This window comes from Kribbella rubisoli (genome assembly GCF_004217145.1).
Classification (GTDB): Bacteria; Actinomycetota; Actinomycetes; order Propionibacteriales; family Kribbellaceae; genus Kribbella; species Kribbella rubisoli.
This window is the reverse complement of record NZ_SHKR01000019.1, coordinates 93,412-108,031: the sequence shown is the minus strand read 5'-3', so window position 1 is coordinate 108,031 and position 14,620 is coordinate 93,412. Positions and strand designations below refer to the sequence as shown.

Here is a 14,620-nt window from a genome sequence, read left to right as displayed (position 1 = left end):
CGGACACCGCTCCGCGGCGACTGCCTTTGCCGCTACTCCGACTTGCGGTGGTGGGGGGAGAGCATGTCTTCGAGCTGCTCTTCGGTTTCGTCGGCTGCTACGAAGAGGAGTTCGTCGTTCAGTTCGAGCGTGCCTTCGGGGTCGGGGCGTAGTACTCGGCCCTCGCGGAGGATGACGACCAACGCGGTGTCGAGGGGCCAGTCGATGTCGCCGACGCGTTGGCCGATCATCGGGGAGTCTTCGGGCAGGGTGAGTTCGACCAGGTTTGCGTCGCCCTGGCGGAAGGTGAACAGCCGGACGAGGTCGCCGACCGACACCGCCTCCTCGACCAGTGCGGACATGATCCGCGGGGTCGACACCGAGACGTCCACGCCCCAGGCCTCGTTGAACATCCACTCGTTGCGCGGATGGTTGACCCTGGCAACGGTTCGCGGTACGCCGAACTCCGTCTTCGCGAGCAGCGAGACGACCAGGTTGACCTTGTCGTCACCGGTGCTGGCGATCGCCACCTGGCAGCGCTGCAACGCCGCCTCCTCCAGTGAGGACAGCTCGCACGCGTCAGCCAGCAGCCACTCGGCGCGCGGCACCGACTCGGCCTTGATCGCCCGCGGGTCCTTGTCGATCAGCAGGACCTCGTGGCCGTTCTCCAGCAGCTCGGCGGCGATCGAACGTCCGACGTTCCCGGCACCGGCGATGGCTACCCGCATCACAGCTCCTCAGGCTTCGTGCCGAGCTGGGACTCGATCGCTGCGGCATCCCGCTCCGGCATCACGACGTGGACCAGGTCACCCTCCTGGATGACCGTGTCGGGCCGGGGCAGCATCCCCTCGCCGAGCCGGGTCAGGAACGCGACCCGGGCGCCGGTGGCCTTCTCGATGTCGAACGCGAGCCGGCCGACCCACTCCGCGTGGACGTGTACTTCGGCCAGCCGGATCGTGCCGGACGGGTCCCGCCACTCCGGCTCGGAACCCTCGGGCAGCAGCCGGCGCATCATCTGGTCGACCGTCCAGCGGACCGTGCCGACCGTGGGGATACCGAGCCGCTGGTACACCTCGGCGCGTCCCGGGTCGTAGATCCGGGCCACCACGTTGGAGATGCCGAAGTTCTCGCGGGCGACCCGGGCGGCCAGGATGTTCGAGTTGTCGCCGTTGGAGACCGCCGCGAACGCCTCGGCGTCCTCGATCCCGGCCTCGATCAGCACCTCGCGGTCGAAGCCCATGCCGACGATGGTCCGGCCGGTGAAGTTCGGGCTGAGCCGCCGGAACGCGTCGGCCGTCTGATCGATGATCGCGACCGTATGGCCGCGTCTCTCCAGGCCACGCGCGAGCATCGACCCGACGCGGCCGCAGCCCATGATGACGACGTGCACTGAGTGATCACTCCTTGCCCCACCTGGGGCCGCTGGCTCGGTTCGGCAGGGATAGACGCTACACCGACCTGCGGGGCCCTCTAACATCACCGGTGTGACTCCCGCTCTAGGTGACCTCGGCAAACGGCTGCTGCTCGGTCGCAAACTGCGCAGTACGCAGCTGGGTGAGACCCTGCTGCCGAAGCGCATCGCCCTCCCGGTGTTTGCGAGCGACGCGCTGTCGTCGGTCGCGTACGCCCCCGACGAGGTCTTCCTGACGCTGTCGATCGCCGGACTGGCGGCCTACAGCTATTCCTGGAAGATCGGCCTGCTGGTCGCGTTCGTGATGCTCGTCGTGGTCGCGTCGTACCGGCAGAACGTGCACGCGTACCCGTCGGGCGGCGGTGACTACGAGGTCGCGACGGTGAACATCGGCCCGACGGCGGGGCTGACCGTGGCCAGCGCGCTGATGGTCGACTACGTGCTGACGGTGGCGGTGTCGATCTCGTCCGGCGTACAGAACGCGAAGTCGGCGCTGCCGTTCCTGGAGGGGCACGAGGTACCGCTCGCGGTCGGCCTGGTGCTTCTGCTGACCGCGATGAACCTGCGCGGGGTCCGTGAGTCCGGGGCGGTGTTCGCGGTCCCGACGTACATCTTCATGTTCTCGATCATCGGGATGGCGATCTGGGGCCTGATCCGGCTGAGCGCGGGCAACCTGCCGATGGCGGAGAGCGCGAACTTCGAAGTACATGCCGAGTCCGGTCACGAGGCGTTCACCGGGCTGGCCGCGGTCTTCCTGCTGGCGCGGGCGTTCTCGTCCGGCTGTGCTGCGCTGACCGGTGTCGAGGCGATCAGCAACGGCGTACCGGCGTTCCGCAAGCCGAAGAGCAAGAACGCGGCGACCACGCTGCTGCTGCTCGGCACGGTCGCGGTGACGATGCTGATGAGCATCCTGTTCCTGGCCAGCAAGATCAAACTTCGGTACGCCGAGGATCCCGCGACGCAGCTGTACCGCGACGGGCAGCCGGTGGGCGACAGCTATACCCAGAAGACCGTGATCGGCCAGATCGGCGACTCGGTGTTCTCGAACTTCCAGCCGGCCTTCTACCTGGTGATCGGCGCGACGATGCTGATCCTGGTGCTGGCCGCCAACACCGCGTTCAACGGGTTCCCGGTGCTCGGCTCGATCCTGGCCCGCGACGGGTACCTGCCCCGCCAGCTGCACACCCGGGGCGACCGGCTCGCCTACAGCAACGGGATCATCCTGCTGGCCCTGTGCGCGGCCGCGCTGATCATCGCGTTCGACGCCCAGGTGACCAAGCTGATCCAGCTGTACATCGTCGGCGTGTTCGTCAGTTTCACGCTCAGTCAGTTCGGCATGATCCGGCACTGGACCAGGCATCTGAAGTCCGAGACGGACGCGGCCAAACGCCGACAGATGATGCGGTCGCGGATCATCAACGCGATCGGTCTGACGATGACCGGCGTCGTACTGATCATCGTGCTGCTGACCAAGTTCACCCACGGCGCCTACATCGCGATCATCGCGATGGGCGCGCTGTTCCTGCTGATGAAGGGCATCCACCGGCACTACGAGACGGTCCGCAAGCAGATGACGGCCGAAGGCGACGAGCCGCTGATGCTGCCGTCGCGGGTGCACTCGATCGTGCTCGTGTCGAAGCTGCACCGGCCGACGCTGCGGGCGCTGGCCTTCGCCAAGGCGGCCCGGCCGTCCACGCTCGAGGCGATCACGGTCGACGTCGACCGGGACGAGGCGGACGAGCTGCAGGCCGAATGGGAGGCCCGCGGCATCCCGATCCCGCTGAAGCGGCTCGCCTCGCCGTACCGAGAGATCACCCGGCCGATCCTGCAGTATGTCCGCGACATCCGGAGGCAGTCTCCGCGCGATGTGGTGATGGTCTACATCCCGGAGTACGTCGTCGGGCACTGGTGGGAACACATCCTGCACAACCAGAGCGCACTCCGGCTCAAGGGGCGGCTCTTGTTCACACCTGGTGTGATGGTTACGTCCGTTCCTTACCAGTTGCTCTCCTCGCAGGGGGCCGAGGAACGGCAGGACCGGGTAGAACGGGTCGCCGGCCAGGTACGGCGCGGGGCCCGCAAGGCGTCAGGAGATCGGTGACAGTATTGATGCCGCGACTTCGTCGCGGCGGGTCATGGGGCTGTAACTCCCGCCCTTCCCTCGTCGCTCCGGTCGCTTTGCTCCCTCCGCTCCTCAGTCCAGGGCGGGAGGCCCCATGACCGGCGAAGACAGTCTGGTTGGGGAGGTAGTCGAGCTGGAGGTAGGGCCAGTCGCGCACGGGGGACACTGTGTCGCCCGGCACGAGGGGCAGGTGGTGTTCGTCCGGCATGCGCTGCCGGGGGAGCTGGTGCACGCCCGGATCACCGAGCAGACCGCCAAGTACCTGCGCGCGGACGCGGTGTCCGTACTGACGCCGTCCCCGCAGCGGATCGAGCCGCCGTGCCCGTACGCCGGTCCGGGGCTCTGCGGCGGGTGTGACTTCCAGCACGCGAACATCGTCGAGCAGCGCCGGCTGAAGGCGACCGTGGTGTCGGACACGCTCCGGCGGATCGGTGGGATCGAGCGGTCGATCGTGATGGAGTCGCCCGGCGATGATGGTCTGGGCTGGCGGACGCGGATGCGGTACGCCGTCGTAGACGAGCGGCCCGGCATGTACGCGCACCGCTCACACGACCTGGTGCCGATCGACCGGTGCCTGATCGCCCATCCGGGGACTCCGGACGTGCTGTCGTCGCGGTGGCCCGGCGTGTCGTCCGTACAGGCGGTGGTGTCGTCGGAGGGCAAGACCGCGGTACAGACCGACCGGGACCCTGGCGAGCGGCTGGTCGAGGTGGTGCGGGAGCGGCGCTTCCTAGTGGAGGCCGGTGGCTTCTGGCAGGTCCACCCGGCGGCGCCGGAGACGCTCCTGGACGCGGTACTCAGCGGACTGGAGCCAGCTGCGGGGGAGACCGCGCTGGATCTGTACTCCGGTGTGGGGCTGTTCGCTGCGTTCCTGGCCGAGGCTGGTTGTGCGGTGCTGGCGATCGAGGGCGACAAGGACGCGGTCCGGAACGCCCGGCGGAACCTGCACGACCTCAAGGACGTGACGCTGGAGAGCGGCGACGTCGACCGGGTGCTGAACGCGGCGGCCGGGCAGGGCCTCGAGCACGTGGACCTCGTCGTACTGGATCCACCGCGGACAGGCGCCGGCAAGGACGTCGTACGGCGGGTTGCGGCGCTCGGGCCGCGGCGTATCGCGTACGTGGCGTGCGACCCGGCGGCCCTGGCGCGGGACCTGAAGACGTTCGGGCGGCTCGGCTACGGGATCGCGTCGCTGCGGGCCTTCGATCTGTTCGGGATGACCCACCACATCGAGTGCGTGGCCATCCTCGAGCCTGTGGATAGTGAACTGGTGAGTGGGGGAACCCTCGGGTAGCGTCTGGGGCTGGATTCCAATGCGCTGGAGACCTGATGCCGCTCGTTGACCTGGACGACCCTGAGGAGTTGCGGTCCCGCTGGACCGCACTCGCAGCGGTCGCCCATGCCACGGGCTTCGACCGCCGGTGGTACGCCGACGCCGACGGGTACCACCACCAGGACGAGACCGCTTCCGTGCTGCGACTGGCCCGGCTCGGCGACGGCCGGGTGGTGCTGTGGGGCTTCCACACGCAGCACAGCGCGACCGCGGGAGCTGACCTGCTGGCCGGGTCGCCGGACTGGATCGGTCAGCCCGAGGTTCGGAAGCGGCAAGCGGCGGGCGAGCTCGGGTTCGTGTACGGCGCGTTCAACGGGACGTGGGCGCGGGCGTCGTACCCGGGAGATCCGTGGCAGCCGGTCGACGACGGGTTCCAGCCGATCGGCGGGTGGATCACCTCGGACGAGGCTGCGGCCGACGAGATGATCGAGTGGGTCGCCGAGTGGGCCGACTACCTCGATGGACTCGACGAGTTGCGTCCGTACGGCGTCGAGCTGATCCGGGCGGCGCTGGGGCCGGGGATCACCGAGGAGGCGCTGGGGAGGTTCTTCTCGCACTTCCGGATCGACCCGCGCTCGCCGGTGCAGCCGGAGATCGCGGCGGGGGTCGCGGCGGCAGAGGACTTCACCCGAAACTTTGCAGTACCGGCAAGTTTCGCCGACGACCCTGACACAGCCGAGGTGTCGGTCGTTGAAGATCTCGTGATTGGAAGTCCCGACAGCCGACCCCCGTCCTCGCCCCCCGAGGACGAAGAGTCGTACGTCGTCCCACCTGGCATCAGCCCCTTCACCGGCCAACCCATCGACGCCCCACCTCCCCACCCGCCGGCCGGCCAGCCGCCTGCCGCGTACGAGGCGGGCTGGCCCGACGCAGCCGAGGCTGGAGCCAGCGGCCACGATGCTGCCGGGCAGGAGGCTGCAGCGTACGGAACGGCTTCCTACGACACCGACGGGCGCGGGACTGGCGGGCAGGATGACTACGGGGTCACCGGGAAGAAGCAGGGCTGGCTTCGCCGCCGCAAACACGACACCGGCTCCACCCCCGCCGTACAACCCGAGCCGCACCAGCCCTCCGCCGGCCCAGGCCCAGGCACGTACCTGCCCCACGACGTCCAGAGCCCCGGCCTGCCGACGCCGACGTACGACCCGACCCTCCCGTCGGCCGAGCCCCCACGCGTAGGCGGCGGCCAGTACGAAGGCGACGACTTCTACAACAGCCTCTTCGCCGACGCCCCCGCCGCCGCAGCCCCGTCCCCCGACGAGCAGGACTGGGAGACCGCCGAACAACCCGACTGGTCCAACCAAGAAGCCACCAGCGAATACAACCCCTTCGCCGACGACACCGCCGAAAACAACCCTGCCTGGACCGGCCCCGCCTGGATCAACGGCGAATGGGTAGAAAACCCACCGTCCCACCGAACCACCAACCCGACGCAGGCCCAGCCACCCCACCCCGGCACCAACCCGGCCACCGCCTACTCCGAGCAGCCTGCCCACCCCGGCACACCCGCCGAGTCCGGCGCGACCGCCCACTTCGGAGCGCCTCCGCAGCCTTTCCAGCTCGCCCAGCCCGGTGCTGCGGGCCAGCCCCAGGCCCAAGAGCCAACCGCGCCTCCAGCTGCCGCCCCCGCGAGCTCCCCGTTCGCCCCAGCCTCACACCCGGACGCGGCACCAGCTGACTCACCCTTCGCCCCGAACGCCCCCCACGCAGCCCCATCCGGCTCGCCGTTCGCCCCCAGCGCCTCAGCCGAGGCAGCCGCACCCGACTCGACCTTCGCACAGTCGCAGGCCGCAGGCGGTCCGTCATCCGCCGACCAGGAAGACGACGACGCCCCCACCGCCGAAATCGCCGCAGTCCTCGACCCACCCCCCGCGACCGAGCAAGAGCACGAGGAAGAGGAAGATCTCGCCTCCTTCACCGGCCCTTCACCCTTCGCCCCAGTCACCGCCACTCAGCCTCAGCCGCCGGCCCCGCAGTACCCACCAGTCGAGTCCTCCCACGACAACCAATCGACAACCCAGCAGCCCAGCGAGCCCCGCCCGGTCGCCCGCACAGCCGATCCCGCCGAGCCCGACCGTCCCGCTGACGAGCTGTCCGGCGACCTGGACGCCGACGACCAGACCGCCGAGATCCCCGCGGTACTCGAGGAGCCCTCAGCCGCAGAGGCATCCGACGTACTCCCAGCCTCCGCAGACGCACACGTGCAGGACTCGGCAGACACACGCGCGCAGGACTCGGCGCGAGCTGAGGACGAGTCGGCACAAGCGCGAGACGACCGGCGAGCTGGATCCGCGCTCGATCGGCCGAGTGGACGGTACGACGCGTTTGAGGCGGATGCCGACGAGGACGAGATCTACGGTCGGCCCGCGGCGACTCGCGACGCCCGGAGCCGTGCAGTTGAGGCAGATGCCGAGTCGCAGGCGGCTGAGGGTGGTGCTGAGGCTGGGTGGGGCGAGGCTAAGGGTCAAGTAGATCCTCAGCCCTGGCCACAGCCGCAGCCGCGCCCAGAGCCCTGGCCCCAGCCAGAGCCGCACCCCGCCCCATGGCCCGAGCCGAATCCGCCCCACCCCGAGCCAGCACCGCACCCAGGCCCTGGTCCGTACCCGGGTCCGAGCCCTGAGCCGACGCCAGGTCCGACGCCGCATCCTGAGCCGTTCCCCGGCCCAGGGCCGCGGCCTGAGCCCTTCCCGGGGCCGGAGCCGACGCCTGATCCGGAACCGTTCCCGCAGCCGGAGCCTCTGCCGGAGCCGTTCCCTGATCCGGAGCCGCAGCCGGATCCTGAACCGCAGCCCGAGCCGTTCCCCGAGCCGGAGCCCGAACCTGCGCCCGAACCGCTGCCGGAACCAGAACCCCAGCCGCAACCGGACCCGGAACCCGAGCCACTCCCGAACCCGGAGCAGGCTCGGCCGGCCTCGCGGCCAGGAGCTGAGCCCCATCCGCTGGAGCGGCAGTCGCGGCCTGCCGCAAGCGCGAACGGGCTGTCCACTGCTGAGCCGGAGACCTGGCCTGGTTCCGATTCCGAGCAATCGCAGGTGGCTCGGCTCGATGCGAGATGGGATATGTACGCCGACAGCTCGGCGCGTACCCCGGAGGCCACCGAACCTGCGCCGCGCGACCATGCCGCGCCGTCGTCCGAGGGGGCTAGGCCCGGGGATGTCTCGGCCGCGGGTGCTTCGGCTGGGTCCGCGTCGGCGGAGTGGGCTGGTGGCGGGGCCGACGAGCGGGCTGACTATGTCGGGGATCCTGAGGATGACTGGCCGACCGGGGTTGTGCCGGTTGTTGATGACGATGCGCCGACGGGGGAGACGCAGGCGGTCGGGTTCGACGACCTGCCTGCTGCGGGGGAGGGCGAGGCGACGGCGTGGTCGGGTGAGCGTGATGAGTGGGGTCGAGAAGCCGAGGCCACGAACGGCGTGGATCGGGCGTACGGCGCGAACGGGGCGCAGCAGACGAACGGTGCTGCTCGGTCGCGTGCGGATCAGGTAGGCGATCCCGCTTGGGCGGATGCGGCCGACTGGGAGACGCGCCGCGAGGAGCAGGGCGAGCGCGAGGACCACCCGGACCACGGGGACCAGGCCGGGGTAGATGCGGCTGTGGTTGCCGGGCGGATGTCTATCCCGGGGTTGGGGTTGGTGGGCGGGGATGGGCCTCGGATTGCGGTGGTGCCGGGGTCTATTGAGGAGGCTATGCGGGCGGAGGCGGAGCGGCCTCGGCCGCGGCCTGAGGAATCGGATGCGGTGTTGGCGTTGCGGGCCTGGTGTCGGGCTCGGACGGCGATTGTGCCTTCGGGGTTCACGATTCAGGTGCAGGTGCTCGACCCGGCCGCCCCGTCGTACCGGTTCGATCTGGAGCCGCCCGACGTGGACGACCCGGAGTACGCCGCGGACAAGCTGAGCGGACTGCTCGGCGACCTGTGGCTGACCGAGCAGCGCAGCGCGCTGGGCGGGTGGCTGTTCGCGCGGATCGACGCCGCCGGCCGCACGCTCCGGATCGACCGGTGGTACGACCAGGTGCCCGACTGGTGGGACAACCCGATCGAGCCGCGCCTCGACGTCAATGGGCTCGTACGCCGCCTGTACAGCCGCGGCCCGGAATGGCAGCCGTCGTACCTGGAGAAGCTGTACACCAGCGCAAGATAGCGTTGGCGCCATGCTTCTCAGGATCTTCACCGAACCGCAGCAAGGCGCCTCGTACGACGACCTCCTGGCGGTCGCCCGCAAGACCGAGGAGAACGGCTTCGACGCGTTCTTCCGCTCGGACCACTACCTCGCCATGGGCGATCGCGACGGCCTTCCGGGGCCGACCGACTCCTGGATCACGCTCGCCGGCCTGGCCCGCGAGACCAGCACGATCAAGCTCGGCACGCTCGTCAGCTCCGCGACGTTCCGCAACCCCGGCGTACTCGCGATCTCGGTCGCGCAGGTCGACCAGATGAGCGGCGGCCGCGCCGAGCTCGGCCTCGGCGCCGGCTGGTTCGAGGGCGAGCACAAGGCGTACGGCCTGACGTTCCCCGACACCCGCACGCGTTTCGAGCTGCTCGCAGAGCAGCTCGAGCTGATCACCGGCCTGTGGGACACGCCCGTCGGCGAGAAGTACGCGTTCCAAGGCGAGCACTACCAGCTCGAAAACTCCCCGGCGTTGCCGAAGCCGGTCCAGCAGCCGCACCCGCCGATCATCATCGGCGGCAGCGGCAAGAAGAAGACGCCGGCGCTGGCCGCGAAGTACGCCGCGGAGTTCAACGCGAACTTCTGCTCGGTCGAAGCCGCCGGCGAGCTGTACAAGCGCGTTCAGGCTGCCTGCGAGGAGATCGGCCGCGACCCGAAGACGCTCACCCTGTCGACCGCGCACACCGTCGTAGTCGGCAAGGACGACGCCGAGGTGAAGCAGCGCGCCGACGCGATCGGCCGCGACGTCGACGACCTGAAGGCGAACAGCATCGCCGGTACGCCGGCCGAGGTCGTCGATCGGCTGGGCCAGTTCGCCGCGGCCGGCTCGCAGCGTCAGTACGTCCAGATCATGGACCTCAAGGACCTCGACCACCTCGACCTGATCGCGGCCGAAGTTCTTCCACAGGTTTCATAACGCCTCACGAAGTTGGCTCGATGTCGTGTATCTTGATGTCGAGAGAGTTTTCGGCGCGGGGTTAGGGGAACCTGACCTCGCGGCCGGTCAACGCGCTGGGCAGGATGGGCGCAGCGGACAGTCAGCAGGCATGGTTCTGGACAGAGGAGCGGGTTGATGGCGAGCGTCGACAGCTTCGGTGCCAAGGGGGCACTCGAGGTCAACGGGCAGTCGTACGAGATCTTCAGGTTGGCGGGCATCGAGGGTGCGGACACGCTGCCGTACTCCTTGAAGGTCCTGCTGGAGAACCTGCTGCGCACCGAGGACGGCGCGAACATCACCGCCGAGCACATCACCAAGCTCGGCAACTGGGACGCGAACGCGGCGCCCGACACGGAGATCCAGTTCACCCCGGCCCGGGTGATCATGCAGGACTTCACCGGCGTCCCGTGCGTGGTCGACCTGGCCACGATGCGCGAGGCGGTCGGCGAGCTCGGCGGCGACCCGACCAAGATCAACCCGTTGGCGCCGGCCGAGCTGGTCATCGACCACTCGGTCATCACCGACGTCTTCGGCCGCGCCGACGCGTTCGAGCGCAACGTCGAGTTCGAGTACCAGCGCAACGGCGAGCGGTACCAGTTCCTCCGCTGGGGCCAGACCGCGTTCGACGACTTCAAGGTCGTCCCGCCGGGCACCGGCATCGTGCATCAGGTGAACATCGAGCACCTCGCGCGCACGGTCATGGTGCGTGACGGCATCGCGTACCCCGACACCTGTGTCGGCACCGACAGCCACACCACGATGGTGAACGGCCTGGGCGTGCTCGGCTGGGGCGTCGGCGGCATCGAGGCCGAGGCGGCCATGCTCGGCCAGCCCGTCTCGATGCTGATCCCGAAGGTCGTCGGCTTCAAGCTGACCGGCTCGGTGCCGGCCGGCGCCACCGCGACCGACGTCGTGCTCACCATCACCCAGCAGCTGCGCAAGCACGGCGTGGTCGGCAAGTTCGTCGAGTTCTACGGCGCGGGCGTCGCGGCTGTGCCGCTGGCGAACCGCGCCACGATCGGCAACATGAGCCCGGAGTTCGGCTCCACCTGCGCGATCTTCCCGATCGACGACGTCACCCTGGAGTACCTGCGGCTGACCGGCCGCAGCGACCAGGACGTCGCGCTGGTCGAGGCATACGCCAAGGAGCAGGGCCTGTGGCACGACCAGTCGGTCGAGCCGCGGTTCTCGGAGTACCTCGAGCTGGACCTGTCGACCGTCGTGCCGTCGATCGCCGGCCCCAAGCGTCCGCAGGACCGGGTCGCGTTGACCGAGGCCAAGGAGGCCTTCCGCGGCGCGCTGACCGACTACGCGACCGAGGAGCTGGACGTCGACCCGTCGGAGACCGGGAGCTTCCCGGCCAGCGACGCGCCGAACGGGCACGGCGACGTGAACGACGAGCCGCACGTGCCGCACGGCGGCCCGGGGCGTCCGTCGAAGAAGACCACGATCTCCCTGGACGGCCAGGAGGTCGAGCTCGACCACGGCCACGTCGTGATCGCGAGCATCACCTCCTGCACCAACACCTCGAACCCGTCGGTGATGATGGCCGCCGCGCTGCTCGCGAAGAACGCGGTCGACAAGGGTCTGTCGAGCAAGCCCTGGGTGAAGACGTCGCTGGCGCCGGGCTCGAAGGTCGTCACGGACTACTACGAGAAGGCCGGCGTCACGCCGTACCTGGACAAGCTCGGGTTCCAGCTGGTCGGCTACGGATGTACGACGTGCATCGGTAACTCCGGCCCGCTGCCCGAGGCGGTCTCGGCCGGTGTCCAGGGAGCCGACCTCGCCGTCGTCAGTGTGCTGTCCGGCAACCGGAACTTCGAGGGCCGGATCAACCCGGACGTGAAGATGAACTACCTGGCCAGCCCGCCGCTGGTGATCGCGTACGCGCTCGCTGGGACGATGGACTTCGACTTCGAGACCGATGCCCTGGGCAAGGACCAGGACGGGAACGACGTGTTCCTGAAGGACATCTGGCCGGCCGCGGAGGACGTCGAGCGGGTCATCGCGAGCTCGATCAGCAAGGAGATGTTCACCAAGGACTACGCGGATGTCTTCGCCGGTGACGAGCGCTGGCGGTCGCTGCCGACGCCCGAGGGCAAGACGTTCGCGTGGGACGCCGAGTCGACGTACGTGCGGAAGCCTCCGTACTTCGAGGGTATGGCGAAGGACCCGTCGCCGGTCACCGACATCGCCGGTGCCCGCGTGCTGGCCAAGCTGGGCGACTCGGTCACCACCGACCACATCTCCCCGGCCGGCTCGATCAAGGCCGACAGCCCGGCGGGTAAGTACCTGGCGGACCACGGCGTCGACCGTAAGGACTTCAACTCGTACGGTTCCCGCCGCGGCAACCACGAGGTGATGATCCGCGGCACGTTCGCGAACATCCGGCTGCGCAACCAGATCGCGCCCGGCACCGAGGGTGGCTTCACCCGCGACTTCACCAAGTCCGACGCTCCCGTGACGAGCATCTACGAGGCCGCCCAGTCGTACGCCGAGTCCGGGACGCCGCTGGTGATCCTGGCCGGCAAGGAGTACGGCTCGGGCTCGTCGCGTGACTGGGCCGCCAAGGGTACGGCGCTGCTGGGCGCGAAGGCCGTCATCACGGAGTCCTTCGAGCGCATCCACCGGTCCAACCTGATCGGTATGGGCGTCCTCCCGCTGCAGTACCCGGAGGGCGAGACCGCGGAGTCGCTCGGCCTGACCGGCGAGGAGACCTTCGACATCAGTGGCGTGACGGCGCTGAACGACGGCGACATCCCGCGCACGGTGCACGTGACCGTGACCGGCACGGACGGGTCGAAGAAGGAGTTCGACGCGGTCGTCCGGATCGACACTCCCGGTGAGGCCGACTACTACCGCAACGGCGGCATCCTGCAGTACGTGCTGCGTTCACTGATCGCGAGCTGACGGGTGGAGCGTCGTGCAGGCGAGGACGATGGTGTCGTCCGGGTCTGGCACGACGACGAGGGCTGGGGCGTCGTTGACTGCCCCAGCACCCCCGGCGGTTGCTGGACCCATTTCTCGGTGATCGAGGCCGAGGGGTTCCGTTCGCTGCCGCCGGGCGGCTCGGTGCGCGTCCGCTGGGAGTCACCCGGCCAAGACGGATACGACTACCGAGCCGAGTGGGCCAAGCAGCACTAGGGCGTGTCTCCCGAACTGTCGGCGGCGCGCGGTTTACTGACCTCATGAGCGAGAGGGAGTCGCCGCGCGACGTCGTCCGTGCCGCGTGCGCGGAGTACGGCGAGGACGCGGTGATCGACTGGTGCGTCGCATTCCTCAGCGGGGAGATCCCGGGCGAGGCGGCGTACGGCGCTGAGTTGCCGAAGCTGGTTGCGATCACCGGGTCGGACAACCCCGGCGGGTGGCAGGCGCCTGTTGATCCGGTGAACTACTACTGGATCCGGGTCTGGGCGGCCCGGGTGTTCCTGTATGTGTGGCGCGATGACGTCGTCGACACGTTGCTGATCGCGGCGGGCGATCCGGCGTGGCGGGTTCGTGAGCATGTTGCGCGGATCGCGGCGCAGCGGGAGCTCGGTCAGCTCGTGGATGCGTTGCTGCCGATGCTGGAGCACGAGTTGCCGCGGGTTCGGGCGGCCGCCGTTCGTGCGGTTGGTGTCGCGGGGGAGTACGAACATGCCGAGGCGATCCGGCCGCTGGCCGACGACCCTGATCAAACAGTCCGCGCCGCCGTCGAGCGCGCCCTCGAGAAGCTGGAGTCCCGCCTTGACCGCCCCATCCGCTGACCACACCAACCATCCCATCGGTCGGATCTCTGCGCGGCGGGCGACGCCGGCCGACGGTGCGTCGGTCGGCGAGGTTCACGCTGCCTCGTGGGCGGCGGCGTACGCGCCGCTGTTCCCGGCGGAGGTCGCTCGCGAGGGGATCGAGAGCCGGTTGACCCGTTGGCATGCGCGGATCGCGGACGGCGACGGCCTGATCATGCTCGCACTCGTCGATGACCGACCACTGGCGATTTCCTGGTCGGAGCCGTCCGGGACCCGCGCCGGTTTCGCGGAGATCCACAGCTTCTACACGCACCCCGACGGCTGGGGGAGCGGAGTGTCGGCCGCGCTCATGACCAGCACGCTGGAGCAGTTGCGCGCAGACGGCTTCGAACGCGTTCACCTGTGGACATTGCGCGACACCCCGCAGTCACGCCGCTTCTACACGAAGGTCGGCTTCACCGAGACCGGCGCCACCCAGACCCGCGACTTCGGCGACGGCAACCCCCTCCCGCAAGTGGAGTACGAGCTAGTCGGCAAGGGCGGCGCGTAGCTTCCCGGCGTACTCCGAAGCCTCGGCCTCGTCGGCGTACTTCGTGCGCGGCCAGAAGAACCCACGGAGACCGTCGCCCTTGGTGCGCGGTACGACGTGGACATGCAGGTGCGGCACCGACTGCGACACAACGTTGTTGACGGCAACGAACGACCCCTGCGCCCCGAACGCCGTACGCACGGCGTCCGCGACCGATCGGGCCGCGCCGAACAGCGGGACCATCACCTCGTCCGACATCTCCACCATCGTCGGCACATGCGTGCGCGGCACGATCAGCGTGTGGCCTTTGAACACGGGCCGGATGTCGAGGAAACCGACAACATCCGGAGTGTCCAGCACGATCTGCGCAGGCGTCGTACCGGCAATGATGGAGCAGAAGAGACAGTCCGCCATG

At 69.2% G+C, this 14,620-nt stretch carries 11 protein-coding genes; 8 read left to right on the top strand and 3 right to left on the bottom strand.

Annotated elements, in window-relative coordinates:
- Nucleotides 1-32: 32 nt before the first annotated feature.
- Together EV645_RS40575 and EV645_RS40570 are read right to left on the bottom strand one after the other, a co-directional pair.
- Complete coding sequence (locus EV645_RS40575; RefSeq protein ID WP_130450480.1) at nucleotides 33-707, bottom strand: potassium channel family protein; 675 nt, start codon at nucleotides 705-707, stop codon at nucleotides 33-35.
- A complete protein-coding gene (locus EV645_RS40570; RefSeq protein WP_130450478.1) occupies nucleotides 707-1,369 on the bottom strand; it encodes a potassium channel family protein in 663 nt (220 codons plus the stop codon). Before EV645_RS40570 ends, EV645_RS40575 begins: the two co-directional genes overlap by 1 nt.
- A 94-nt stretch (nucleotides 1,370-1,463) precedes the next feature.
- Between EV645_RS40570 and EV645_RS40565 the strand changes: the two genes are divergently transcribed.
- From EV645_RS40565 to EV645_RS40530, 8 genes are all read left to right on the top strand, one after another.
- Nucleotides 1,464-3,491, top strand: coding sequence for an APC family permease (locus EV645_RS40565; protein ID WP_130450476.1), 2,028 nt, complete (start codon nucleotides 1,464-1,466; stop codon nucleotides 3,489-3,491).
- 115 nt (nucleotides 3,492-3,606) lie between these two features.
- Nucleotides 3,607-4,806, top strand: coding sequence for a class I SAM-dependent RNA methyltransferase (locus tag EV645_RS40560; RefSeq protein ID WP_130450474.1), 1,200 nt, complete (start codon nucleotides 3,607-3,609; stop codon nucleotides 4,804-4,806).
- Between the two features lie 35 nt (nucleotides 4,807-4,841).
- Entirely contained in the window at nucleotides 4,842-8,984 is a 4,143-nt protein-coding gene (locus EV645_RS40555; protein WP_130450472.1) for a hypothetical protein, read from the top strand.
- A 10-nt stretch (nucleotides 8,985-8,994) separates the two neighbouring features.
- Complete coding sequence (locus EV645_RS40550; protein ID WP_130450470.1) at nucleotides 8,995-9,927, top strand: LLM class F420-dependent oxidoreductase; 933 nt, start codon at nucleotides 8,995-8,997, stop codon at nucleotides 9,925-9,927.
- 156 nt (nucleotides 9,928-10,083) lie between these two features.
- Nucleotides 10,084-12,858, top strand: coding sequence for an aconitate hydratase AcnA (acnA, locus tag EV645_RS40545; RefSeq protein ID WP_130450468.1), 2,775 nt, complete (start codon nucleotides 10,084-10,086; stop codon nucleotides 12,856-12,858).
- 3 nt (nucleotides 12,859-12,861) lie between these two features.
- A complete protein-coding gene (locus EV645_RS40540; protein WP_130450466.1) occupies nucleotides 12,862-13,092 on the top strand; it encodes a S1 domain-containing protein in 231 nt (76 codons plus the stop codon).
- A 44-nt stretch (nucleotides 13,093-13,136) separates the two neighbouring features.
- Nucleotides 13,137-13,694, top strand: a complete 558-nt coding sequence (locus EV645_RS40535; RefSeq protein WP_130450464.1) for a HEAT repeat domain-containing protein — start codon at nucleotides 13,137-13,139, stop codon at nucleotides 13,692-13,694.
- Nucleotides 13,675-14,226 (top strand): GNAT family N-acetyltransferase, encoded by a 552-nt coding sequence (locus tag EV645_RS40530; protein ID WP_242000969.1) that lies wholly within the window; start codon nucleotides 13,675-13,677, stop codon nucleotides 14,224-14,226. Before EV645_RS40535 ends, EV645_RS40530 begins: the two co-directional genes overlap by 20 nt.
- Here EV645_RS40530 and EV645_RS40525 read toward each other — a convergent pair.
- Nucleotides 14,203-14,619: an HIT family protein gene (locus EV645_RS40525; RefSeq protein ID WP_130450460.1), complete on the bottom strand. Its 417-nt coding sequence runs from the start codon at nucleotides 14,617-14,619 to the stop codon at nucleotides 14,203-14,205. The two genes, EV645_RS40530 and EV645_RS40525, sit on opposite strands and share 24 nt — an antisense overlap.
- Nucleotide 14,620 lies beyond the last annotated feature (1 nt).

Bases quoted from the DNA above. Each gene is read 5' to 3' on its own strand.
- EV645_RS40560 (WP_130450474.1), top strand. From the start codon at position 3,607: ATGACCGGCGAAGACAGTCTGGTTGGGGAGGTAGTCGAGCTGGAGGTA.
- acnA (WP_130450468.1), top strand. From the start codon at position 10,084: ATGGCGAGCGTCGACAGCTTCGGTGCCAAGGGGGCACTCGAGGTCAAC.
- EV645_RS40550 (WP_130450470.1), top strand. From the start codon at position 8,995: ATGCTTCTCAGGATCTTCACCGAACCGCAGCAAGGCGCCTCGTACGAC.
- EV645_RS40535 (WP_130450464.1), top strand. From the start codon at position 13,137: ATGAGCGAGAGGGAGTCGCCGCGCGACGTCGTCCGTGCCGCGTGCGCG.
- EV645_RS40555 (WP_130450472.1), top strand. From the start codon at position 4,842: ATGCCGCTCGTTGACCTGGACGACCCTGAGGAGTTGCGGTCCCGCTGG.
- EV645_RS40575 (WP_130450480.1), bottom strand. From the start codon at position 707: ATGCGGGTAGCCATCGCCGGTGCCGGGAACGTCGGACGTTCGATCGCC.
- EV645_RS40525 (WP_130450460.1), bottom strand. From the start codon at position 14,619: ATGGCGGACTGTCTCTTCTGCTCCATCATTGCCGGTACGACGCCTGCG.